Source organism: Comamonas nitrativorans, assembly GCF_042654765.1.
GTDB classification, from domain to species: Bacteria; Pseudomonadota; Gammaproteobacteria; order Burkholderiales; family Burkholderiaceae_C; genus Comamonas; species Comamonas nitrativorans.
This window is the reverse complement of record NZ_JBHSEW010000014.1, coordinates 38,751-60,217: the sequence shown is the minus strand read 5'-3', so window position 1 is coordinate 60,217 and position 21,467 is coordinate 38,751. Positions and strand designations below refer to the sequence as shown.

Sequence of the window (21,467 nt, the reverse complement as noted above, 5' to 3'; positions counted from 1 at the left end):
AGGGTCAGGTAGGGCGCAGCGAAACTCCATTCTTCATCGCTGACGTCCGTCGGGTAGGGCTTGCGGCGCATCCGCAAACTCTACCTGCGGCTTCGCGCTCACACAGCAAAGTTCATAACAGGCTCTAGGCAATTCATGGCGTAAAATTAATAATTCATTGGGGCCGTCTTGATTGATGAAAAATTTGATGGCTCATTTTGAATTAATTGTAAAAATCTAGGTGGCAATTTCATGAGGAATTATGGGGTTATGGTAAAAGCTAAGCCTAAAAATACCGCATCGTGTGAATGCGGATGATGGATTGATTTCGTATCTTTCGATTGTATATGAGCTTAGGGAAGCCAGAGTTGATAGAATGGATAGTGATGCCGGTCCATATTGCTACCGCGGCCAGGCTGACATGACTTGGAAAGTTCGACCATCTATAATGCGAGACTTTAAACCTGACGCTGAAAGCCAAATATTAAGCGAGTTGTTAGTAGAGGCGCCAGGCGAGTTTGGTTCAGACAAGAGTATGCTTGATAAGTTGGTACGAGCCCAGCACTACAGTGCGCCAACACGACTTGTTGATGTGAGCTTAAATCCACTTGTGGCATTGTACTTTGCTTGCAACGACGATAGTGTCGAGGGTGTGGATGGCGTGGTGCATGTTCTTGATTTTAAGAAAAGTCGAGAAAAATTTGCAGATAGTGATGTCATTAGTGTGATTTGTAATATGTCAAGACTATCCCAGCGGGAGAGGGAGGAAATAAAGGAAAAATATAAGGAGTTTGGAGGGAGCGGGTATGCATGGAGTGAAGATCAGAAGAAAGATTTTCGTTCGCTGCCAGCAGTGAAAAGACTTATGCAGTTTGTTCGGGCAGAGAAGCCCTATTTTCTCGATGTGCTCGAACCACTTGATTTGCGGAAATATTTTTTTGTGTATCCGGCAAAAAATAATAAACGAATAATTGCTCAGTCGGGTGCCTTTGTGGTATCGGGGCTTTTGGAGTATCTCGGACTCGATAGGTCTAAAGGACTTGGAGTTGATAGAATTATTGTTCCCGCAGGAGTTAAGAGGGATGTTTTGAGTCAACTCGACGCGCTTAACATAAATTCTAGATCATTGTTTCCTGAGATCGAGTTTGCTGCAAAACATATTAGGCAGAATTGGACTGTTTAATTAAATAAGGTTTTTTCTTTAGCAAGCTATACCCCTCGGGCACAATAGATACTCGCTACTGATTGTTTAAGGAAATTCTGAAAAAATCACCGGGCAGTCTGTCAGAGGAGCAAGCCACCACCCAGAGATATAGGATGAACCAATTGAGTTTCACGGAGGCGAAGTTCAGCGGCAAACGCAAGCAGACATGCAGTGAAAAGTTTTTGAGTGAGATGGATAAGACGATTCCGTGAGATTGCCTAGCAAGCGAGATAGCGAAACACTATCCGGAGCAAGGTACGCGAGGCCGCCAGCCGTATCCGATAGATTCGATGCTGCGGATTCACTTCATGCAGCCGTGGTTCGGGCTGAGTAATCCTGGGATGAGGGTAACCGTCCGGGCAACGCACATTGACGAACGGCCGCGTTAGCAGCCGTTGTCCTTTAACGGATCGCGTCGGGTTGCCACCGATGCGGCAACAGTTCTTCGATGCGGCTGTTGGGCAGCGTCGGCAGCCGCGTGAGCACATCCTTCAGATAGGCATACGGATCATGCCCATTGAGCCTGGCCGACTGGATCAGGCTCATCACGGCAGCCGCCCGCCGTCCCGCCCGCAGCGAGCCCGCGAACAGCCAGTTCTTGCGCCCAAGCGCCACCGGCCGGATCTGGTTTTCGATCCAGTTGTTGTCGATAGGCAAGCGACCATCGTCCAGGTAGCGCGTGAGCGCCGCCCAGCGTTTCAGGCTGTAATCCAGGGCCCGGCTGATGCCGCTATTGCCCGGCACCTTTTCCCGATGTGCCAGCAGCCAGGCGTGCAGCGCATCGGCCAGTGGCCGCGCTTGTTGTTGCCGTAATCACTGTCGTTCTTCCGGCGTCAGGCTTTTTGCCTGGGCCTCGATGGCGTACAAGGCCTGGATCAAGGCCAGCGCCTGTTCGGCGATCTGGCTTTTATTCGCCTGGTGCAGTTCGTGGAACTTGCGCCGGGCATGCGCCATGCAGCCCACTTCCGTCACGCCTTGACCGAAGCTGGCTTTGTAGCCCGCGTAGTCATCGCAGATCAGGCTGCCTTGCCAGTCGCCCAGGAACGCCCGGGCGTGAGAGCCGGATCGGCCTTCGGTAAAGTCATACACCACGGCCCGCAGGTCCTGGAACACGCCAGGCGCATAGGCCCAGAGGTAGCCGCGATGCGTGGTCTTGCTGCCAGGCTGCAGCACCTGCACCGGCGTTTCGTCCGCATGCAGCACAGGCTGCGCTAGCACTTCGGCACGCAGCGCATCGACCAGCGGTTGCAGGCGCACGCCGCAGACTCCCACCCATTCTGCCAGCGTGGAGCGAGCCAGTTTGACACCGGCCCGTGCATAGATCGTTTCCTGACGGTACAGCGGCAGGTGATCCGCGTATTTGGCGACCAGCACCTGGGCCAAGAGACCTGCGGTGGCCAGGCCTTTGTCGATCACCTGCGCAGACACGGGCGCCTGGCTGATGGTCTCGCATTGACGGCAGGCCCACTTGCCACGGATGTGGCGTTCCCCCGTAAACGTGCCTGGCACATAGTCCAGCTTCTCGCAGACGTCTTCGCCGATGCGTTGCATCTGGCAGCCGCACTGGCAGGTCGTGTTGTCCGGTTCGTGGCGGATCTCGGTGCGCGGCAGCGCCGGCGGCAACGCCTGACGCTTGGGTGCCGTAGCGGGTGTAGCGGACGGTTGCGTGCTGCTCAGTTGCAGCAGCTCCTGTTCTACCGCCGCGAGGTCGGCATCCACCGCATCATCGAGCAGGCTACCTTGCTCGCCTGTCAGGCGCTCACTCTTCTTGCCGTAGCGGTAACGCTTGAGGATCGCCAACTCGTGCGTCAGTTGCCCGATGCGCGTTTCTTTGTAGAGATTGTCCTGGCTCAGCCGCTCGACCTGGCCTGTCAACTGCTGAACCAACGCTTGCAAGGCGGCGTTATCCAGTCGGGTGAGGTCGGGAACGGGCAGGTCAGACATGGCTATCATGATGCCACGCAACATGCCATCGCACCATTGGCGATGCTCCCGATTGCGCACTGTGGCTACAGCACGCTCAGGCTGCCATCCGCATTCATGCGCTGCCATGGCAGACCCACCACCAGAGCACGTGCCTGTTCCACCGACAGGGTCACGTGGCTGCCCAGCGTCGGCCACGCGAACTGTCCCTGGTGCAAGCGGCGTACCGCCATCCAGACGCCGAAGCCATCGTGGATCAGCACCTTCATGCGGGTGCCTCGGCGATTGGCGAACAGGTACGCGTGATGCGGCTGTGCGCGACCGAACACCGCCACCACCTGCATCAGCAACCTGTCCATGCCGCTGCGCATATCCACCGGCTCCACACCCAGCCAGATGTGCTCGATGCGGATCATGTCAGCAACGCCTTCAGACACACTGCCAGGCGGTCGGCATGCTCGGCGGGCCAGTGAAGGCGAACAGGACCTTTGCTCGACGGCAGTTCTACTGTGATCTGCTCTCGGACTGAGGAGGCATGCATAGCAGCGAGCGATGGATCCGTCATCGCGGCAGGTTTCAACTCGATGAAGTCAGGCACCGGGCGGATCATTGTGACGTCCAGTCTCGACGCTGATGCCACTGCCGGATCCTGCTCCCGTATCCACTTGCGCAGCAGATTGGCATTGATGCCATGCGCCTGCGCTATCGCCGCTACCGAAACATGCGGCTGCTGGCATTGCGCCAACAATTCCGCCTTGTATTCGTCCGTGTACCGACGCCGACGGCCTATGGTTGCTTCTGGCATTAAGTGCATACGTGTCCACCTGGTTAAGTGGACACGTATGCTCTTCGATCCCTGGCTCTCACTCAAGGTGACTTCGCTGGACGCTTACAGTCCATCCTGCAGCGAGCGCAGCTCAAAAAATGGACTGAAAAAAATTGAACTGCCCCCCAGAAGTTGGACAGTTTAAAAGTCTAGTCGGCCAAGGCCTGAGTTCGGTATTGTGAGCTGTCGGTCGATCATCCGTAACCGTCCAAGCATCACACATTGACGCCTAGGCTGCACGGGCTAACAGATTAGCCCCAGAAGCAACCATAGGGATCTGCATCGACTCCCTCTAGCACTTTATCCGGAGTACGCACATGTGCCAGAGGCTCATAGCTGTGCCATCGAAGGTCAGCTCGTCTCCAGTAGACTTTCCAGGCCTTTTTCGTTCTGATCCACGTCGCCTTTGCGATGGGTATCGTAAGCGGTCGCCAAACGCACCCTTGACGTTCAATTCAGCGGCATCCAACGATGTGGCAGCAGTTCAGCAATTTGGCTATTGGACTTTTTGGGCGCTCCTCTGATAGAAAGAGCGTCCCACGTAACAAATAATTAACCTCGCTTCAATCAAGGGCAAGAAAGAGATATTCTAATACGCCGCAAAGCGGTTTATGCGCAGGCCAAGAAAGCCATGACTGATCGCTGGAAAGGCCGTCAAACACGCAATTGGCAGCCAGTCACAGAAGCCTGGTTAAATCCGCCGAAAGGCCAGGGTAATGACTCGAAATACTGGAGTCACGTTGCTTGAAAAAACGGACATCTTTGTTGACAAACACCGAGGTGTAGGGTTTGAAAAATTCCTAAAGGGGTTTCCTAAAGTCAATGATGTGCTCTGTGCGCATGCGGTTCGCCAAGCCATTTCCAACACCTACCGCCATAGGCATATACCGTCGGTGGTTAGGTATCTCACGCTCCGTTTCCCCCAAAACATCGAAACCAGCAAGCATCCCTGCACGCTTCAAAAACTCACTATTTGGTACATAGGTTCCACGGATTGTTGAGTTTCCAATCACATACGTTCCGGTGGCACCCTTTTTTAGGACTCTATACGCTTCTTTAGTTTGCTGCACTAGGTCATAAAAATATCGATCAAGCATATTTTTATTTTTGTCTTCAAGTTGGCCCAAGTCAAGTTTAGCAAGCATTTCTGTGAATTCTTTGCTGAACTCGCCGTTTAGGGCACGCTCAGCTCCTATAGACGTTCCACGAATTTCGCGAAGACTCTTAAGAGGATAGCCCAACCAAACAAGTGACATACGATGTCCTCGCATGTAATCAATTGCATTTAGGTAGGGAGGAGAGGTAACGATGCAGTCGATCGTATCGTTTGCAACCACTGTCAAATTCCGTGCGTCACCCAAATACGTCTTTGCCTTCGATTTTAATGACGTAGTATCTAGTGCATTTAATACATGATTCAAAGACGACTGCATTGCACTAATTACATCAAAGCTATTTTTCTTAATTGTCCGATGCGGCCGACTATGAGCGGTGTCCCTAGCCAACGAAGCCTTTGGCTCCTTCGTTATGATAAGGCGAGACAAAGCAACTTTTATAATATTCAATACATCATCCGACACGCTTATAGGTTGGGAAATTAAGAGGAACGAAAGTGTTCTTAATTGCTTCTTTTGCTTGGGGGCGTACCAGAAATCGATGAATTTTTTAGTTTCGATGTCTTCATCGATCCATGGCAGAAATACTGGGTCCGATATCTCCGAACAGTTCTCAAGCAGGACATTCAAACCCCTTTTGACTTCGTCCTCGTCTACTGCCGTAGTTCCAACACGTGAGATCAATTCCGCAAGCGGATCCAGATCAACGCCAATTGCATTGATTCCATTACGCACAGCTTGAGACAGCACCATGCCCGAACCGACCATAGGGTCTAAAACAGTTTGTCCCGGCTTTAGTGTCTTTATTTTTTCGAGCGCAATTTCAGGCGCCATCCGAGCCGGAAATGGGTGAATATGCTTCATTAGAGTGTCATTCCTTTAGTATCTCAGAAAGTCTATTCCGCGAGATTTTTCTATCCAAGACCCCATTACGCCCCCTGATCTGATACATGTGATTATGACGCCGTCGTATTGAGACTATCTCTTGCGGACCAAGGTTAGAATCGAGTATCGTCTGTAATTCGACATAAGGCAGTGTGGCTATGCCATCACGTCCACATACAAATGCTGTGACACACTCACTGTACCTGTCAAAAATATTTTTTAGTCGCTCTTGATGGGCCATCTGAAAATTAAAACTCCAAGGGCCAGTTCGACTCGTAGAATACTTAATGTAGAATGGCAGTTTGCTGTTTACCAGATAAAATCCTGGCACATCATCATCAAGAGAACATATGCTTACGTGTTGTTCAGATTGATCTATGATGTGGTGGAGCACACAGCCATAATACCTTGAAGCGTCCGTGATCATTTTCTATTCTGGATAAATTTAATGGAGCTCCCATTTATCTTATAAAATAGGCGAGCCTTACCGAATTTGTTATAGAACACCTTTAAGTGATGCCTTGCTTCTGGGCGCTCACTTCTAGCGAACTCGTTGTTTGCAAAAATTCCTTTTTTACGACGAATATCCCGAATTTCTTCATCGGTATAGTTGCTCAATGCAGTACCAAAGCTGCTGGCGTTATGGAATGAAATATTAGTTCCTGATGCGGTTAGATCTTGCGTCAGATACTCGTAGAGGTACGCAGGAAATTCGTTATCTGAAAAGTTATCGCGCAGTGCGTCTAGCATTTGTTGATCTGAGCGACCTTGCCTGGTCATCAGTAAATCATATTTGTTTTTATCAAACTCAAACAAACCGAATGACATTTCACCGCCTTCGAAGTCCACAGTTGATTTATCAATGGAATTGGCAGACGTTGGAATTGTCTTGTGATCAGACATCCATACAGGTGCGCCCGTCTTACTGCGCATGGCATGAATTGCGAGCTTGTGAAATGCAAAACATTTACTCCAGTTCTTCAGGAGCTCAGCAGGAATCCACAACTGAAAGTATTCCTTGTAGTCTTCCCGAGAACCAAACATTCGTGCTCTCTGGATATAAGTATCTTGTGCAAACTTCCCCTGCACCGCTCGCGTAAAGTACATTGACAATAAATTATCAAAAGTCACTCCTCTTGAAATGATATTTCCTCCAGCGCCGAAAGAGAATAAGCTAGTTGGCTTAGCAATATCAGATACTTTGCCGCTCTGGCCCTTGGAATTTATTTCAACGATGCTGTGTCTATCGATATTTCTGAGCACGAACTCTACGATGGAGTCAGAGTGGTCTTGAGAATATTCTTTTGCTATTTTTTCTAGCTTCTTGGTGATTCGCTTGAAACCAGAATGTGATGATGTGGAGAGAGTGGTGATTGTACTTTGCACTACGTCGATATCATTTTTATGTTCATCACGCTTTCCGCTGGTATGAATTAGCATCGTGAAATTCTTTTTATGGCCACGCTTATGCTGCTCTGCGACTCCACAAAGAAAATGAAGGATGGCATTCTCTAATTCACCTCTCTCCGATCCCTCATCTGCATTAAAGGTATGTAAGCGGTAATTGACCTTACCGTCCGTTGGAAAAAAGAAATCCTGACCGACGTAGTACGGATGAGGAAGAAAATCTACCCACAGCTCGCTGTCGTTCTCGAATGTATTGTTTAGATTGAGTCTGGCCGGTGTTGCCGTGACACCTATGTATTGGCCATCCTCACCCAAAAGATCGTGTATTAATTGATTGATCTTTGTTTTTTCGTCTTTGTTCACCTTCGCGTTGGGGGATGCAAAGTCGGCTTCGTCATCAATAACAATAAGATCTTTTCGAGCGCGAAGTAGCGTAATGAGTTTTTCTAAATCTCTGCCGTTCTTCTTTGAAAAAATGACCCACTTTTTTTTGCCAAGGTCTTTCGGCTGATGAGGCAGCTCACTAAATGGTTTGGGAGATGGGCTGAGACCTGAAGCGCGAAACCGGGACAAGCTTTGCTCTAAAAGGTCCACGCTGTCAGTAAGAAGATTAACAATGATGCCAGCTCCTTCATCGAGCAGCCTTGCATTCAGAGCTATCATCATCTCGGTTTTTCCGCTCTGAGGTTCTCCAAAAATAACAAACGACCTGCCGCAACCCTTTTTTAAATTATTTACAGTTTTCTCAACTGTATCTTCAATAGAGCGAGTATCGATATTGTTTGATGCAAGTTCTGCGAGACGGTTCTGATATTGATTCCCACCAACGTTTCCCACAATGCTACCCCAGTCCATCGTTGCCCTCCTATTTATTTAGGTAGAATCTTACACTTGTTAGCTGCAGTGCCCATTATATAGCGAATACATGGCTATACTCCTCGTTCTCATCCAGATTGGCTTCGAAGAGTCTTCAATTTGATCCGAAGATTATACTTTGAGTTCCTCCGTCATTAATCTGAAGGTGTAGCGGGTATTTCCCGCGTGCTTCTGAATAATATCGCCCATGCCGGTGCAAGCTTGAAACGCCGGCCGCGCATAATAGTTGTCATCAAGAAATTGGCGACACATCGGGAAATACAATGTTGGTGAATATCTAGCACATTGTCACTCGTCTCATCGTGACTTTAATTATCGCAAAATGTTTCAAGAAAAGATAGACAAAGCCCCTGCTTCCGTTGGCGATAAGGAGCCAGCTCTCACTGCATACCGAATCGCCCCGAAAATGAACTGACCCCAAAAGTTGGACGGTCAGGATATCGCCGATCAGGCGGTGCTTCTTACTCGGTACTCTACCTGACTGAGCTCATGCAGCCCGAGTTTGATGCGCTCGTGGTTGTAGTAGTGGACGTAATCATGCACACCCGCTTCGAGCGCATCAATGCTGTTGGGCGCGGCAAGATGGAAATACTCAGCCTTCAGGGTGCCGAAGAAGCTTTCAATCACCGCGTTGTCAAAGCAGTTGTCCTAGCGGCTCATGCTTTGCTTGACTCCACGTTTCTCGAGCATCGATACGGCTGCATCTTATAGTGCCAACCTTGGTCCGAGTGCACGATCAGTTCGGCTGCACATCTGGTCCGCGCAAGCGCTGCCTCATGCGTGCCGGAAACTAGCTCGAAGACCGGGCGTCTTGCCGTGCGGTACGCGACGATCTCGCCGTTGTACAAGTCCATGCAGGCCGACACAGGTATAGCTTGTGGCCCTTCACATTGAACTCGGTGACATCGGTCACCAACTTCTGGTTGGGCGCGGTTGCGCAGAAGTCGCGCTGCAGAATGTTAGGCACCTGCGCATCACTCATGCACGCAACATGCCCGGAGTGCCTTCACCGGACATCGGAATCAACCAAGCAAACGTCCGTTCCTGGCTGTGGATTCAACCGATCGATGCAACGCATTCGTTAAACATCTCAGCCGGAGTTCTGTACCCCAAGGTCTTTCTGGGCCGCTCGTTTAATTTTCTCGCAATCGCATCCAACTCCTCCTGCGAGTAGCCCGAGATGTCAATGCCCTTGGGCAGGTACTGCCTGAGTAGCCCGTTAGTGTTCTCGTTCGTTCCGCGCTGCCATGGGTTCTGCGGATCGCAGAAGTAGACTTGGATGTCGGTGGCCACGGTGAATCGCTTGTGTCCCGCCATCTCCGATCCCCGGTCCCAGGTCAAGGAACGGTAGAGCTCTTGCGGCAAGGTCTGTGCATGCCTGGCCAGCGCCGCAGCGACGGTGTAGGAGTCCTTGTCCACCAGTTTAACCAGCATCACGTAGCGGGTGTGTCGCTCCACCAGCGTGGCAATCTGGCTGTAGGCATCGCCGAACAACAGATCACCCTCCCAGTGCCCCGGAACGGCCCGATCCTCAATGCAGGCAGGCCGTTCGCTGATGGGCACGGCGTCAACGATTCGGCCATGGATGGGGGTCTTCTGGGTGTAGTGGCGTGAGCGACGCATCCCTTGGGTGCGCCGCAAGTGCTCCAGAAGCTCTTTCTTCAAGGCCCTGCGGGTTTGGACGAATAGCGTGCGGTAGATGGCTTCGTGAGACACCTGCAAATCCTTGTCGTCCGGGTAAGTTCGTTTGAGCCACCCTGCTATTTGCTCGGGCGACCATTGACTTTGTAATTTACCCGCCACGATCTGTGCCAGCGCAGGATTGCGGCCAACTTGCACATCTTTGGGCGACGTGCCCGCCCCCAGGCAGCCTCGTCTGCCTTTGTTGCTCGGTAGCCAGTCTTGCCGCCATTGCGCAGGAGCTCGCGGCTGATGGTCGACGCAGCTCGTTTCAAGCGGCCGGCAACGCAGCGGATAGATTCACCTGCGGCCAACGCCCTGGAGATTTCTTCTCGCTCAGACATGGTCAACGCCCAGCGAGACCGACGCCTCACTGGTGGCCGAATGCCACCCGTTGCACTCAAGATAGTATGAATGGAGGTGTGTGGTCGGTCAAACAGCTTGCCGATCTCGTGCAAGGTATCACCAGCTTTCCAGCGATCCCACATCAGGGCTTTCTGAGCTTCGGTGTAGTAAATCCGCGGTCTTTGCTTCATGCCAACACTCCTTGCGCCAGTGGCAGTCATTGTGTTGCATTGACCAGTTGAATCCACAGCCGAAAGCAGACATGTGGCAGTGCGGTAGGACTGTTGCGGCAATCTATTATTGCTGTGGCCGCTGCTTTGAATTCAATCTTCGCACCACCTCTTCTTCAGCATATCGACGATCTGTCTCTGCTACGCCATATGCAGCCACTCGCTCATTCAAACATATGCACGGCTGCAGCATCGCCCAGTACACATCCCAGGCATCAAACTCAGGCGCTCTTTGTCGAACTGATTGAATTAGTTTCCGCCGCACAGGATCCAATTGCCAATCGGGAACACGCCTTCCCCGATTTCCAAAACTCACAGCTAACAGTTGGCCTGACGCGATTTCTCGATTGATCTGATCCCGCGACTTCCCCGCAAGCTTCGCAAAGGCAGGGATAGGCAGATTGTGTGGCGCTTCGTACGCATCAATCTTTGCCTGACAGCTTCGCTGTATTGGTGTGCCCGCTCCAGCCTTCTGTACTTGATTGTCTCGGGTTACAGCCGATAGGCGATGGGGATGATCAGATACTTTGACTGGCTCGTCTGCCTCAAGGGCGATCAGCGTAGAAGCGGTTTCAGTCACACCACCGGTCATGAATCCAGTCATTGGCCGATTGAAATTCCCAAACGAATCCTCTGCCACCGTCGAGCTGACATGTATCTGTAGTGGCACCAGCGCCTGCTCCACATAGCCTTGCTCCAGCAGATCCAGCCTATCCGCCCAATCCTGCATCATCTGGCGTCGGGACGCGACGTAAGCGGCGTGGTTATACGCAGCACTGACTTTGCTGGGATCCACATGCGAAAGCTGCGCATCCACCCAAACACGTGGATACCCGATTTCATTCAAGGCCGTCGAGAGCGTGGCCCGGATGCCATGGCCAGTGAGCCGATTCTGATACCCCATCTTTTTCAAGGCACCGTTGAGCGTGTTTTCACTGATGCGCTTTCGTAAATCACTACGCTGCGGCAGCAGGTAGCGTTGTGCTGGCTTCACTCGCTCCAGCAGATAACGCACGATTTCGATGGCCTGTATGGATAGGGGAACGATATAGGCAGGAATATCCTGGGCTCGCCGGCTGCCTCGTCGCAACCCTACCTGCCATTGCTTGACGTTGTTCGGCGGTATGAGCCATAGCCCCTGGTCCAATTGAAACTGACAGGGTTCGGCCAGACGCAGTTCTCCTGTACGCACACCCGTCAGTAGCAGCAACCGAATGCCCAACTGGGTTGTGATGGATCTCCCATCGTAGTCTCGTAGGGCACGCAGAAACTCGGGTAGCTCACGTAAGGCCAGGAACGGATGATGTGCGACCGGTGGTTTGGGACGTGCCACGACATCCAGGTCAGCAGCAGGATTGTTGTCCAGCCCGTCAACAACGACCAATGCATAGCGGTATAGCTGGTTGAGCCAGGTACGCACCTTTTCTGCTGTCGTCAGGGCGCCCCGCATTTCGATTTTTCCGAGGAGATCCAGCAGATCAAACCGTTTGATTTCGTGGATGGGGAATCTGCCCACCTTGGGCAAGACGTCCTTGCTGAAAATCCGCCGCATCTGCGACAAGGTACTTTGTCGCCCGTCCTGCAGTTCGAGTCTGCGATGCGCCAGCCATTGTTGGTAGATCGCTTCGAAACTGTTGGCCTGCGCCAGATGAACAGCTTACCGTTTTCGTTTGCGGTCGAGCCTGGGATTGATGCCCTTGCTGAGCAGGGCACGGGCTTGGTCGCGCAGGTATCGAGCATCGCGCAGGGATACCTCAGGATAGGTGCCCAGTGACATGCGTTTCTGTCTGGCTTGCCAGTAGTAGCGGAAGTGCCACGACTTGCTGCCTTGGGCAGAAACCGCCAATGAGAGCCCATCCGAATCGGCCAGTGTATAGGGATGACCGGTGGCTTTTGCTTGTCGTGTCGCAGCATCCGTCAGGCTCATGATGTCTCCAGAAAAAGGCCTGGATTGAAACATCTCTGCGGGCAAGCTGTCTGAAAGTCAGTCCATCCTGCCGCGAGCGCGGCTCAAAAAATGGACTTAAGAATGGACTGAAATCGCGTGGATTTAGGTGGATGTCAGTAGATGTCGCTGGACGAAAAAAAATCCGAAACGCAAAGATTTCGGCCTTCTTTCAATTATCTATGGACGTTGGTGGATGTCCATGGACGAAAATTCTGGAGCGGGAAAACGGTCTCGAACCGTCGACCTCAACCTTGGCAAGGTTGCGCTCTACCAACTGAGCTATTCCCGCATTTTCTGGAGGCGCGATCCGGAGTCGAACCGGACTAGACGGATTTGCAATCCGTTGCATAACCGCTTTGCTATCGCGCCCAAGACTTTCGTCTTCAAGACGTTTGGAGCGGGAAATCAGACATGCACTAGGGCACTAAGTCGTTGTTTCCCAATCACTTTCTCCTCTGGGGTGATCAGCGGAGACCTTGATTATAGCCCCATTTTGCGCCCTCGACGGCAGAACTGTCCATCGACTTCCAAGCACGTCCAACGAGCGTCCATCTATCTGCTGCGAGCCGCGGTTCATTCTTGGCAATTGATCTCCCTCTCCAACGCGGTCAGGCGCTCGACGATGCGATCGAAGACCAGGGTCTCGCCGTAGAACATCTGGGCATCCAGCATGGCTTGGTAGTCTCGTTGCAGCGCATTGAGCAACGCGGCATCGGGAATCAGCCGCAGACCACCCCGGTCTGGCACAACTCGTAGTGACTGAACCCGCTGCGGTAGAAGGTCTCCTTGATGCGCAGCACGTCACACAGCAACTCGGTATCGGCCAGTGCCCTGCGCCCCACTTCGTGATCGGCCAGGCGTGCCAAGTCATACCAATGCCGCGACAGCCGCTCGGCGCCGGCACGCAGATCAGGACGATGGCACTCGACATGGATTAGCGTGGCTTTCTCCCAGAACGTTCGCATCGGTGACAGCACCGCCACCTGGGCAGTCGGGAACGCCAGCACCGGCACGTGGGCAGCCACATCCGGCACGATCGTCATGGTGTCCTGCGGCAGCGTGGCATTGCGCCCACCGAATTCGAGCAGGACGCTCGGCCGCAGGTAGGCATCCGTGTTCTCCACCGCGCTCGGGTAATACAGCCAGAGCTTCTCCGCGTCGTCGCTGACTTCGATGGTGACTTCATGCGCGGGGAGCGCTTGCGCCAGCGCTTCTCGCAGGGCCGGCACCAGTTCCTCGGTGACGTGCTTCACCAAAGCCACCCTGAGCGCATCGGACAGCTTCTTGCGCTGGGTGTTGGAAAGGCTTGCAAGGTCAGGCACATCGGCCACGAGACTCCGGTAGTCGATGGTGACGTCGATATCCTCGGAGAAACGTTCGATGGCCTGATAGACCTTGGACAGCGACGTGCCACCCTTGAACGCCATCGGCTTGCGAATCGGCAGCGCGAACAAGACACCCAGTACCTGGCACAGCCAGATGTCTTTTTCCAGGATTTCAGCGCGGCGGCCCAGCACCGGTGCCAGGCCATGCAACAACTCGGCCTGCTCGGCCAGGGAAAAATCGAAGTAGTGCGCCGTGGATTCAGGCATGGGCCGGTTCGCTTCGCTCGTAGCGGGCCAGGGCTTCCACCATCCAGGCCGGCATCAACGCCTTGGCTCCGCTCAGCGCCTCGAACTCGCCCACCGGCAGTTTCTTCGCGATCTGCTTGAACGTGTCCGGTGTGACCTGGCTGCGCCCCAGGTACCAGAGGGCCGACAGCGCCTGCCCCGCAGGCCGCCCAGCCAGCGCCAGTTTGCGCGGCGCCACGTGCTGTAGCCGGACGACCAGTTTGCCCAGCCGAAGCTGGTGCGAGGAGCCTGTGGTCTGAAAAACTACCTGTGCCGGCATCTGCGTGGACAGTCCCAGGCGCCGTGCGGCTTCCGCCCCATGAACCTCGATCGTCGCCCCTTCCGCCTCGGCCACGGTTCGCGCCACCTGCTCGGGCGCAGGCATCGACTTGATGCCGAACCGCCCGGCCTTGGGCACGATATACAGGCCATGACCGATGCGCTCGACGCTACCCACCTTCGCCAGCCGCATCAAAGCCTGATCGATGGCCGCACGCGAACCCAGCCCCGCGAACAATGCGGGGGTGAAGGGCTCGCCTGCGGGTTGCGAGGCGATGCGTTCACGGATAGCTTGGGACGTGCTCATGGCTGCATTGACCTTGATTGTTAGATATTTTAGTTAAAAATCTAACACCCGTCACCCATCTCGTTCAAGGGCAATACGGGCACCTGGTTTTTGCCGAGTTCTTCAGCAGGGCCGCGGGATCACAGCCTCGATGTGAGCGTGCGCTCAGGCCTAAAACGAGATCCTTGTAGATCTGCTGGCGCAACTTATTCGCCAGCCGGGCAAACTCCGGCAGTGGAAAGTTGTGCAGCTGGCCGAAGGATGCGCCAGCGTTCCGTCATCCGAATGGGATAAGTAACGCCGAACACGGCGCTGCTTTCCCTGACGTCAGCCTCGGTCATCAGAGCGCGAGATCGCCTTCGACGTCCTCGTCCAAGGCGGCTCCATGGCAAGCGAAGGTCCGCATGGCTTGGAGCAAGTCGTCCGGCAGCGGCTGGAGATGGCGTCCGGCATCAATATCCTTGTCCAGTAGTCCAAGGAATGCCTGGAGGGCTGGAGTTCCTTGCTCGATTTTTGTGCGATAGGACATTTCGCACCTCCGTACCATTGTTCATCAATACACGCCCAGCATGTTGAAGACAACTTTGGCAATTGCATCGATCGAACCCTCCGTCACGGCGTCGACCGGGGAGAGGCCATTCAGTCCTTCGAGCGGGTCGGACAAGGCCCGATAGAGCGTCCACGTATCGACTCCTGGCGCTCCCTTCAAAATGGCCTGGGTGAGTCGGTGTTTGACCGGATCGAGTTGCCAGTCGGGCAGTTTGCGCCCGCGGGGGCCAACGTTGAGTGCCAGCAGTCGTCTCGCGTCGATGTCCTTGTAGATCTGCTGGCGGACTTTGTTCGCCAGCCGGGCAAACTCCGGCAGCGGCAGGTTGTGCGGCTGGCCGTAGGCTTCCAGCATCGCCTCGCGGCCGCGCTGGATATCTGTCCTGCCGGGCGTCCAGCGGGGATCTGCCTTCAAGGCAGCGGCCTGGACAACCAAGGCATGCTTCGCTGCTTGTCGGGACAACGCCATCTCCAGAGACGCGGGCAATTCGACCCGCAGCAGCCATTCCTGCATGAACACCTCCAGTTCGGCGGCAAAGGCCTCAGCATCACGGACCTCCACGGTGCCGACAAATCGACGCACTTCATCCGGCGTTACTCGAGGCAAGCGACCGGCGATGAGTCTCATGGCGTTCGGCAAGAAAACTCTCCTTCAGAAAGCTGTCAGCTTGTTCTCCTTTGTCTCCTGTGTCAACGATGCAACCGGATCAGCGCCCACTCAATCAGCCACCTGGAATCGGTCAGAGAAAATGCCATGGGCAATGGTTCAAGAACGACAGGAGAAGCCTCGTGGCCGTCATCTTCCCAGTGACAACTTTGCAGCGATTGCTGACAGTTGCCATCCTCTCGACGTTGAGCTGCGTCGTCGAGGAGCCGTTGATCGCGGGTAGCCGAAGAGGCCGGCAGGTCTGTAGCGGAAGCGGAGATTGGACGGAACGGGCTGGCCGACACGTATCGACCCGGTGCGGCCAGCGATGTTCGCGAGTTGACTACCCGGAAGCGATCGGATGTGCCCCTATTAGCGGTGACCTTATGCGCTACGCCTCCGGTGCTCGTATGCAGCTCTAGCCGCACTGGCAGGTGAAACCGGGGCAAGTGTGACACCTTTGAGGCTCAGCTACTCATGGCTCATTGATGGCCGCGAGCGCCAGCGCTTAGATCCGGCGCGGGTACATCAGGACTGAATGAGGTCATTCGGTCCGGTATATTCAAACGAGATTCGGTCTGCCGCACCGTTCGACGTTGCCACTGTGAGGCCGATGGCCATCTGACTGAAGGGATAACGAACTCTGCCCAACTCTCGGTAGTCGCTGCTGTAGATGACGCCGGCCTTCGATCCGGAGCCGGCGATGCGCAAGGGTATCCCGGGCGGCATCGGCACGCCACTATTCCACTGAACCGGTCCGGTGTACCCCGTCGTAGTCCACGGTGCTACGTTGCCTACTCCATGCGGAGCAGTGAACTCCTTCCACAGCTCGTGCGAATTTTCGGTCGGCCAGGTGGGGGTGGCGCTCCAAGCCAGCACAGTGTCCGATGAAAGCCAAGCACGCAGGCCCTTGGTGTCGTCGAAATTCGCGGCTGTAGAAACTACTGCACTGATGGCGCCAAGCCTCGACGCGAAGCCGGCCTTGATCAGTACCGCAGCCGGAATGGACAACGTTCCCGTCTCGACAGCGGCAACGGCACTGCCGCTACCAGAATTCAGCAGCAGGTCGACGTCCAGGTCGAATGGATCCTGAACAGGCGCGTGGGCCTGCGCACGAACCCGCACGGCTTCCATTGCCCACGGCAAGTTGTAGACGAATGCATGCTCTATAAGGGATATCGCATCGTCGGCATCGTCCTCACCAAGTTCGGTAACAGGTGCTCCCCTCAGCCACTTATCCAGGATTTCTCGCCAATCGAGGGGTAGCGATCTCGGCTTGAATGGGGGGATCTCGAAAGCAATCTCGGCGAAAGTGATGATCGCTTGCACAGCTTCATCTGCCTCACCGTCATCTACAGCGGCATCCGCTCTGAGCAGCAAGAGCTCAAGTTCGTCGGCTTTCTCATCCAGCTTTCGCCCAGTCTCAAGGCCAACTCCGGCGAGAAAATAGCCGCGCCGTTGCGCGGCTGTGGAGCCAGACCAGATCAGCTTGGCACGAGCCTTTAAACCAGCGAGAAGCGCCGTTTGAACACCCTCGCTCTTTCGAGCGAGCCGGCGCATCAGAAGCGATGACGTCAGCACTTCATCGATTTTTGACTCAAGTTCTTCATCTGCAACTTGCACGTCCCCAAGCAAACTGAAAATGGCAGTGTCGAGGCTCGTGAGATGACGCGGCCAGTCTTCAATCGCGGCCTCCGCCAACCTCTTTCGCTCCCCAGGCACCGCTGCAAAGCTCCAAGCACCCTGACCTGCCACATACGCCAGCAAGGCATCGACGTCCCTGGTCCCAAGCTTCTTGGCCATGCGGTCCAGTAGCCAGTAAAGCAGTCGGAGGATGCCACTCTCCATCTCACGTTGTTTGTCGCCGCGGATCAGACGCTTCCAGGCGTCTCGCCGCTTCTCGTGTTCGTCGAACATCGGGTAGAGCACCAAACCTTCAATGTCGACATAGGCGCGGCCAGCTCGACCGACGACGTTGCGGAACTCCGACTCGTCGATCGCCTCGCCATGCCTGGAATGCCCGTGGAAGATGAGGCTGGTGGCCGCAAGATTAAGCCCCTGCGCGAGCGTGGGGGAAGACACCGTGAGCTTCAGGATACCTTCACGGAGCAGGCGTTCTACCTCCTTGCGGAACTGGGTGGGCAACTCGCCATGGTGGACCGCCACACCCATGCGAAGGCACTTCAAGATATCGTGATCCGGGCCGAACCACTCAGCACCGACGGCCAATGCGGCCGCGATAGCGGCGGCCGGAGGAGTCATGATCGGCGGGAGCAGCCCTCCTTGGCTTAGCTTGATGATGCGCTTGGCGAACGGCATGACCGACACGCGGATCGGACAGAAGACCAGCACCGACTGACCATCTTCAATCAGACGCCACGCCGTAAAAATGCACAGATCGGTCTGCGATCCGGGGACGATCGCCGCGTTTGCACGATTGGATGTCCTCTTGCCGACGACAAAATTGGGAATGAACGGGTGCTCGTCTCCCACCACCACGTTCAGCTGCGCGACCTTAGTCTCGGGATTCCAGTTAACTTCGCCGAATCGAAGCCGCGTTGGACGCCAACCGTTCTTGATGAGTCCGTCGGGCCGGTCGGCGGTGAGCCAATCAGTGAAGTCAGCGAGCTGATCACCATCAGGCAGGATGGCGGAAAGGCAGACGATGCGCCGGGAAGCTGCGTCAGACCTCCGAAGCAGCCGCTGAATCTGTGCTTCGTAGCGCACCTCCCGCTCGCCGAGCCCGATCATGTGGCCTTCGTCAAGGACCACCAACCCCACGTCATCCAAGAGTGTCGGGTCACTCCGAAGGGCGAAATCGAGTTTTTCGGGCGTAGACACCACGATGTCGCGCGACTTGAGCGTGTCGACATCGCTATTGCTGACACCGATGCTGCCATAGAGGCTCGAAACGCTTTTGCCGAGCGTGCTAAACGTGCGGCGCAGCGAGACCTCTGTTTGAGCAGACAGCGCACGCAAGGGCGTGACGAAAACGACTCGCTTGCCTGCTGCCAGGCACGCTAGGATGCAAAGCTCTGCGATGCGCGTCTTTCCTGCGCTTGTGGGCAGTGACAGTACAAGATTGGCGTCGTACTCCAGCACACGTTTCGCCGCTTCAATTTGAGACGGCCAGAGCTCAATCTCCGACCGACCTCGGCACAGCAGCGAGGTGATGAACAGTTTGCGCAACGAGGCCCAATCGCCGATCGCTGCACCATCGGGACCGGATAGGGGTAGGATCGCGTGGAAGCCGCTGGACCAGAGGCTGTCGACGATGTATAGCGCCAAGCGATGCACCCACCACTGGCCGACGAAATTCATGTCCCCCGCAACAGACAAGCCCTGCCTGAGACGCTCCTGTGCTTCACCGATGAGATGCTGTTCGCCCCGCTCTAGAGCGAGCAGTGTCTGAGACATCGCCGACATAAAGTTGCCCTCTAAGCCAAGCAAGAGGGCCTCAGCTACACCTTCGGCGTCTTCCAGGGTCGTCCCCTGACCGTTTACTTCGATTAGAGGCTCCAGCGCAGCCATGACGTTGTCGTCGGAACCGGCGCCCGACTCGAACCAGCCAGCGACCGCACGGCTCACCCCAGCAAGGTCCCGCAACACCAGTTGTGCGAGGCATCGCTCAACGACAGACAGGTTGGCCTGCTCGAAGTCAGCCCTCAGGAGTGAGTACGCGCGCGCCGAGAACCGCCCCAAGTGGTACGCGCTTCCTGCAACTAGACGGTGGAAATCTCGCGTCTCATCCAACTGCCCTCGCGCGACGACGGCCTCGATAGACTCCGCGGCAACCTCGAAGGCTTGTCGCGCAGTCTCGAAGTCGCCACCCAGATCCAGATACCGCAAACCATGGAGTAGCAGCGAGTAGCCGAACGAGAGTAGGTCCTCCGACAGAAGTGGGCTGAAATCCGGCGCATCGATCGGCAGCTCGCCCGCACGCCAGATCATGCCACGCGCCTGCCCCCTCGCTAGCAGCTGTTGACGGTAACCTGCCTCAACCGCTTCACGGATGTTGGAGCGCAGCTCCTCCAGTGTGGATGCCACTAGACCCCCACGGCCGTGAAGACGGCTTTGATGAACTTCTGATGCTCGGTGACCCGCAGCCCAACATAGTGTTGGGTTACGCGCCCGGTGTAGCCGCTCAAGTTTGTTTTCAACAGCGCGGTCGTGTCGTTGCCCGTGAAGGCGAAGAGCATGTGTGAGACATCGCTGGGTCTCAGAGACTTCTTCAATTGAGCGTCGTCGATTGCGTCCCGCAAGGGCTTGTCAGCAGGGTCTACCAGCCGGTCGGCGACGAATCCCATTGAATAGGGCGACGGCAGCTCGCCAAAGCCGGACAGCGCTTCTCGAGCCTTCGCGACGGTGGCCGCTGGCATGGTTGCATTGCTCTTGGACTCCGCCTTGAGCACAGTAAGCTTGCCAGTCACAGGGTTCAAGTTGAAGCCCAACATGTCGTCGCCCCGCATCGACATGTTTCGGTGGTCTTTGAACTGAAGACGTTTGATGCCCAGCGTGAACGGTGTCTTCTCACGAACGAAAGTAGTACATAACACCTCGCCGAGATCGCCTGACTTGAGCTGCGTGCTTTCCGGTAGCCTGTTCTGAATCAACTCCGCAACTTCGTGCCGCTGCAGGCGAGCGAACATCTCGGCCAGCCGGCTTGGCGGCAAGAAATGCTCGGGCATCACATCTGCCACGATAGCGACAGACGCATCAAACTTCGATGCATCTGCGGTCAGCATCGTGTGGCTATGGGGCGTGCTGCACCCAACAACGACCTCAGTGCACCATTCGGCGAAGCGCGTCATGCGATAGAACCTTAAACTATGGAGAGTCCTTGCACCCGCACGGCTAATACTCCCGATCTCAGCGCGGATGGCCTATGACGGCGAGGCGCATGCTGCCGCGCACGAGGTGCTCAAGGTAACAATAGTAACTTGCCAGATGTCCGGGTCTCCTGATTCAACTTCGCAGTTTGGATGCAATGCCTATCAATAGGCAGCTCGAAAGCCGCGCTTTGCGAACGTCAGCTCCTTGCCGACATAAGTCCGTCGCGAAGCGCAGAGGCGGTCATCCGAGCCCGGGCACGACGAGCCGCGCTGTCGAGCGCGCGCTTCAGAGAGTTGACCGTCCGTTCAGGATAGGTGACGCTCGACGGCTGGTGTTGGGGGTTACTGCCATTTTGACGCTGGATTGTGAATGACTCAGATCAGCCTTTGACCGGTCTCCAAGTAGTGGAAGGTGCTGTGCAGCGGTTGGCGGCTGCTGAGGTACTCACGCTGCACCGCGTGAAGCCGTCATGCGGAAGGAGGCTTCAGTTGAGTCTGGATGTGCCTGTTGACGCATTTACTGCCGGTAGCGGATACGGATCTTCAATCCTCTTGATCGCATCGAGAGCCTCACGACCCAGCCCCTCGTCATCGCAAAGAGTGCGCAACGTCGTAAAGTCGTCGACGTCTCCAAACTGCCCAATCACTTGAATGGAAAAAGAAGCAATACGTGCTCGATCATCCTTGAACCCGTGCTCTTGGTACGACTTCTGAGATTCACGATGCTTCAGTGCATCGCGACAGATGACGACGGCCATTTTCGGATAGCTCTTTGCAACGTTAGTTCTTGCATCATCCGAAGACAACATTCGAGATGTTGAAGACCACAGTGCTCCTGCACTGCTGGAAG

General features: G+C 55.0%; 16 protein-coding genes, 2 tRNA genes and 3 pseudogenes. 2 read left to right on the top strand and 19 right to left on the bottom strand.

Features of this window, described 5'->3' with window-relative positions:
- The first annotated feature begins 283 nt into the window (after window positions 1-283).
- The gene (locus ACFO3A_RS13995) at window positions 284-1,162 is read left to right on the top strand and encodes an FRG domain-containing protein (RefSeq protein ID WP_377727546.1); all 879 of its coding nucleotides are present in this window, start codon (window positions 284-286) and stop codon (window positions 1,160-1,162) included.
- 251 nt (window positions 1,163-1,413) lie between these two features.
- A complete protein-coding gene (locus ACFO3A_RS15680) occupies window positions 1,414-1,572 on the top strand; it encodes a transposase (RefSeq protein WP_465251383.1) in 159 nt (52 codons plus the stop codon).
- A gap of 13 nt (window positions 1,573-1,585) precedes the next feature.
- On the opposite strand, the pseudogene tnpC reads toward ACFO3A_RS15680, so the two are convergent.
- The 19 genes and pseudogenes from tnpC to ACFO3A_RS13895 form a co-directional block, all read right to left on the bottom strand.
- Window positions 1,586-3,127, bottom strand: a pseudogene (gene tnpC / locus ACFO3A_RS13990) (IS66 family transposase).
- Window positions 3,128-3,192: 65 nt separating this feature from the next.
- Window positions 3,193-3,522: an IS66 family insertion sequence element accessory protein TnpB gene (gene tnpB / locus ACFO3A_RS13985; protein ID WP_377727542.1), complete on the bottom strand. Its 330-nt coding sequence runs from the start codon at window positions 3,520-3,522 to the stop codon at window positions 3,193-3,195.
- Window positions 3,519-3,920 carry an IS66-like element accessory protein TnpA gene (gene tnpA / locus ACFO3A_RS13980; protein WP_377727540.1) on the bottom strand — a complete coding sequence of 134 codons (402 nt, stop codon included), beginning with the start codon at window positions 3,918-3,920 and terminating at the stop codon, window positions 3,519-3,521. Before tnpA ends, tnpB begins: the two co-directional genes overlap by 4 nt.
- 263 nt (window positions 3,921-4,183) lie before the next feature.
- A complete protein-coding gene (locus tag ACFO3A_RS13975; RefSeq protein WP_377727557.1) occupies window positions 4,184-4,345 on the bottom strand; it encodes a DUF3024 domain-containing protein in 162 nt (53 codons plus the stop codon).
- A gap of 387 nt (window positions 4,346-4,732) precedes the next feature.
- Complete coding sequence (locus ACFO3A_RS13970) at window positions 4,733-5,911, bottom strand: hypothetical protein (protein WP_377727537.1); 1,179 nt, start codon at window positions 5,909-5,911, stop codon at window positions 4,733-4,735.
- Between the two features lie 444 nt (window positions 5,912-6,355).
- Complete coding sequence (locus ACFO3A_RS13965) at window positions 6,356-8,194, bottom strand: Z1 domain-containing protein (protein ID WP_377727534.1); 1,839 nt, start codon at window positions 8,192-8,194, stop codon at window positions 6,356-6,358.
- Between the two features lie 468 nt (window positions 8,195-8,662).
- The gene (locus ACFO3A_RS13960) at window positions 8,663-8,842 is read right to left on the bottom strand and encodes an IS3 family transposase (RefSeq protein WP_377727532.1); all 180 of its coding nucleotides are present in this window, start codon (window positions 8,840-8,842) and stop codon (window positions 8,663-8,665) included.
- A 29-nt stretch (window positions 8,843-8,871) separates the two neighbouring features.
- Window positions 8,872-9,087 (bottom strand): hypothetical protein, encoded by a 216-nt coding sequence (locus ACFO3A_RS13955; protein WP_377727555.1) that lies wholly within the window; start codon window positions 9,085-9,087, stop codon window positions 8,872-8,874.
- A 184-nt stretch (window positions 9,088-9,271) separates the two neighbouring features.
- Window positions 9,272-10,431, bottom strand: a pseudogene (locus ACFO3A_RS13950) (IS30 family transposase).
- 106 nt (window positions 10,432-10,537) lie between these two features.
- Window positions 10,538-12,397: pseudogene (locus ACFO3A_RS13945) on the bottom strand (tyrosine-type recombinase/integrase).
- A gap of 234 nt (window positions 12,398-12,631) precedes the next feature.
- A tRNA-Gly gene (locus ACFO3A_RS13935) sits at window positions 12,632-12,707 on the bottom strand.
- 6 nt (window positions 12,708-12,713) lie between these two features.
- Window positions 12,714-12,787: transfer RNA gene (locus ACFO3A_RS13930), tRNA-Cys, on the bottom strand.
- 350 nt (window positions 12,788-13,137) lie between these two features.
- Window positions 13,138-14,010 carry a nucleotidyl transferase AbiEii/AbiGii toxin family protein gene (locus tag ACFO3A_RS13925; RefSeq protein WP_377727528.1) on the bottom strand — a complete coding sequence of 291 codons (873 nt, stop codon included), beginning with the start codon at window positions 14,008-14,010 and terminating at the stop codon, window positions 13,138-13,140.
- Window positions 14,003-14,614 (bottom strand): DUF6088 family protein, encoded by a 612-nt coding sequence (locus ACFO3A_RS13920; RefSeq protein WP_377727526.1) that lies wholly within the window; start codon window positions 14,612-14,614, stop codon window positions 14,003-14,005. The genes ACFO3A_RS13925 and ACFO3A_RS13920 overlap by 8 nt, the downstream gene beginning before the upstream one ends.
- Before the next feature lie 319 nt (window positions 14,615-14,933).
- Window positions 14,934-15,122, bottom strand: coding sequence for an AbrB/MazE/SpoVT family DNA-binding domain-containing protein (locus ACFO3A_RS13915; protein ID WP_377727524.1), 189 nt, complete (start codon window positions 15,120-15,122; stop codon window positions 14,934-14,936).
- 24 nt (window positions 15,123-15,146) lie between these two features.
- Window positions 15,147-15,779, bottom strand: a complete 633-nt coding sequence (locus tag ACFO3A_RS13910; protein WP_377727521.1) for an integrase — start codon at window positions 15,777-15,779, stop codon at window positions 15,147-15,149.
- A gap of 534 nt (window positions 15,780-16,313) precedes the next feature.
- Window positions 16,314-19,832, bottom strand: coding sequence for a DEAD/DEAH box helicase (locus ACFO3A_RS13905; RefSeq protein WP_377727519.1), 3,519 nt, complete (start codon window positions 19,830-19,832; stop codon window positions 16,314-16,316).
- The gene (locus ACFO3A_RS13900; protein ID WP_377727516.1) at window positions 19,832-20,596 is read right to left on the bottom strand and encodes a Hachiman antiphage defense system protein HamA; all 765 of its coding nucleotides are present in this window, start codon (window positions 20,594-20,596) and stop codon (window positions 19,832-19,834) included. The genes ACFO3A_RS13905 and ACFO3A_RS13900 overlap by 1 nt, the downstream gene beginning before the upstream one ends.
- Window positions 20,597-21,102: 506 nt before the next feature.
- Window positions 21,103-21,375 carry a hypothetical protein gene (locus tag ACFO3A_RS13895; RefSeq protein WP_377727513.1) on the bottom strand — a complete coding sequence of 91 codons (273 nt, stop codon included), beginning with the start codon at window positions 21,373-21,375 and terminating at the stop codon, window positions 21,103-21,105.
- Between the last annotated feature and the right edge of the window lie 92 nt (window positions 21,376-21,467).

What these genes read in the sequence shown, in the direction of transcription:
- tnpB (WP_377727542.1), bottom strand. Translation starts at nt 3,522, where the DNA reads ATGATCCGCATCGAGCACATCTGGCTGGGTGTGGAGCCGGTGGATATG.
- tnpA (WP_377727540.1), bottom strand. Translation starts at nt 3,920, where the DNA reads ATGCACTTAATGCCAGAAGCAACCATAGGCCGTCGGCGTCGGTACACG.
- ACFO3A_RS13970 (WP_377727537.1), bottom strand. Translation starts at nt 5,911, where the DNA reads ATGAAGCATATTCACCCATTTCCGGCTCGGATGGCGCCTGAAATTGCG.
- ACFO3A_RS13965 (WP_377727534.1), bottom strand. Translation starts at nt 8,194, where the DNA reads ATGGACTGGGGTAGCATTGTGGGAAACGTTGGTGGGAATCAATATCAG.
- ACFO3A_RS13925 (WP_377727528.1), bottom strand. Translation starts at nt 14,010, where the DNA reads ATGCCTGAATCCACGGCGCACTACTTCGATTTTTCCCTGGCCGAGCAG.
- ACFO3A_RS13920 (WP_377727526.1), bottom strand. Translation starts at nt 14,614, where the DNA reads ATGAGCACGTCCCAAGCTATCCGTGAACGCATCGCCTCGCAACCCGCA.
- ACFO3A_RS13915 (WP_377727524.1), bottom strand. Translation starts at nt 15,122, where the DNA reads ATGTCCTATCGCACAAAAATCGAGCAAGGAACTCCAGCCCTCCAGGCA.
- ACFO3A_RS13900 (WP_377727516.1), bottom strand. Translation starts at nt 20,596, where the DNA reads ATGACGCGCTTCGCCGAATGGTGCACTGAGGTCGTTGTTGGGTGCAGC.
- ACFO3A_RS13895 (WP_377727513.1), bottom strand. Translation starts at nt 21,375, where the DNA reads ATGGCCGTCGTCATCTGTCGCGATGCACTGAAGCATCGTGAATCTCAG.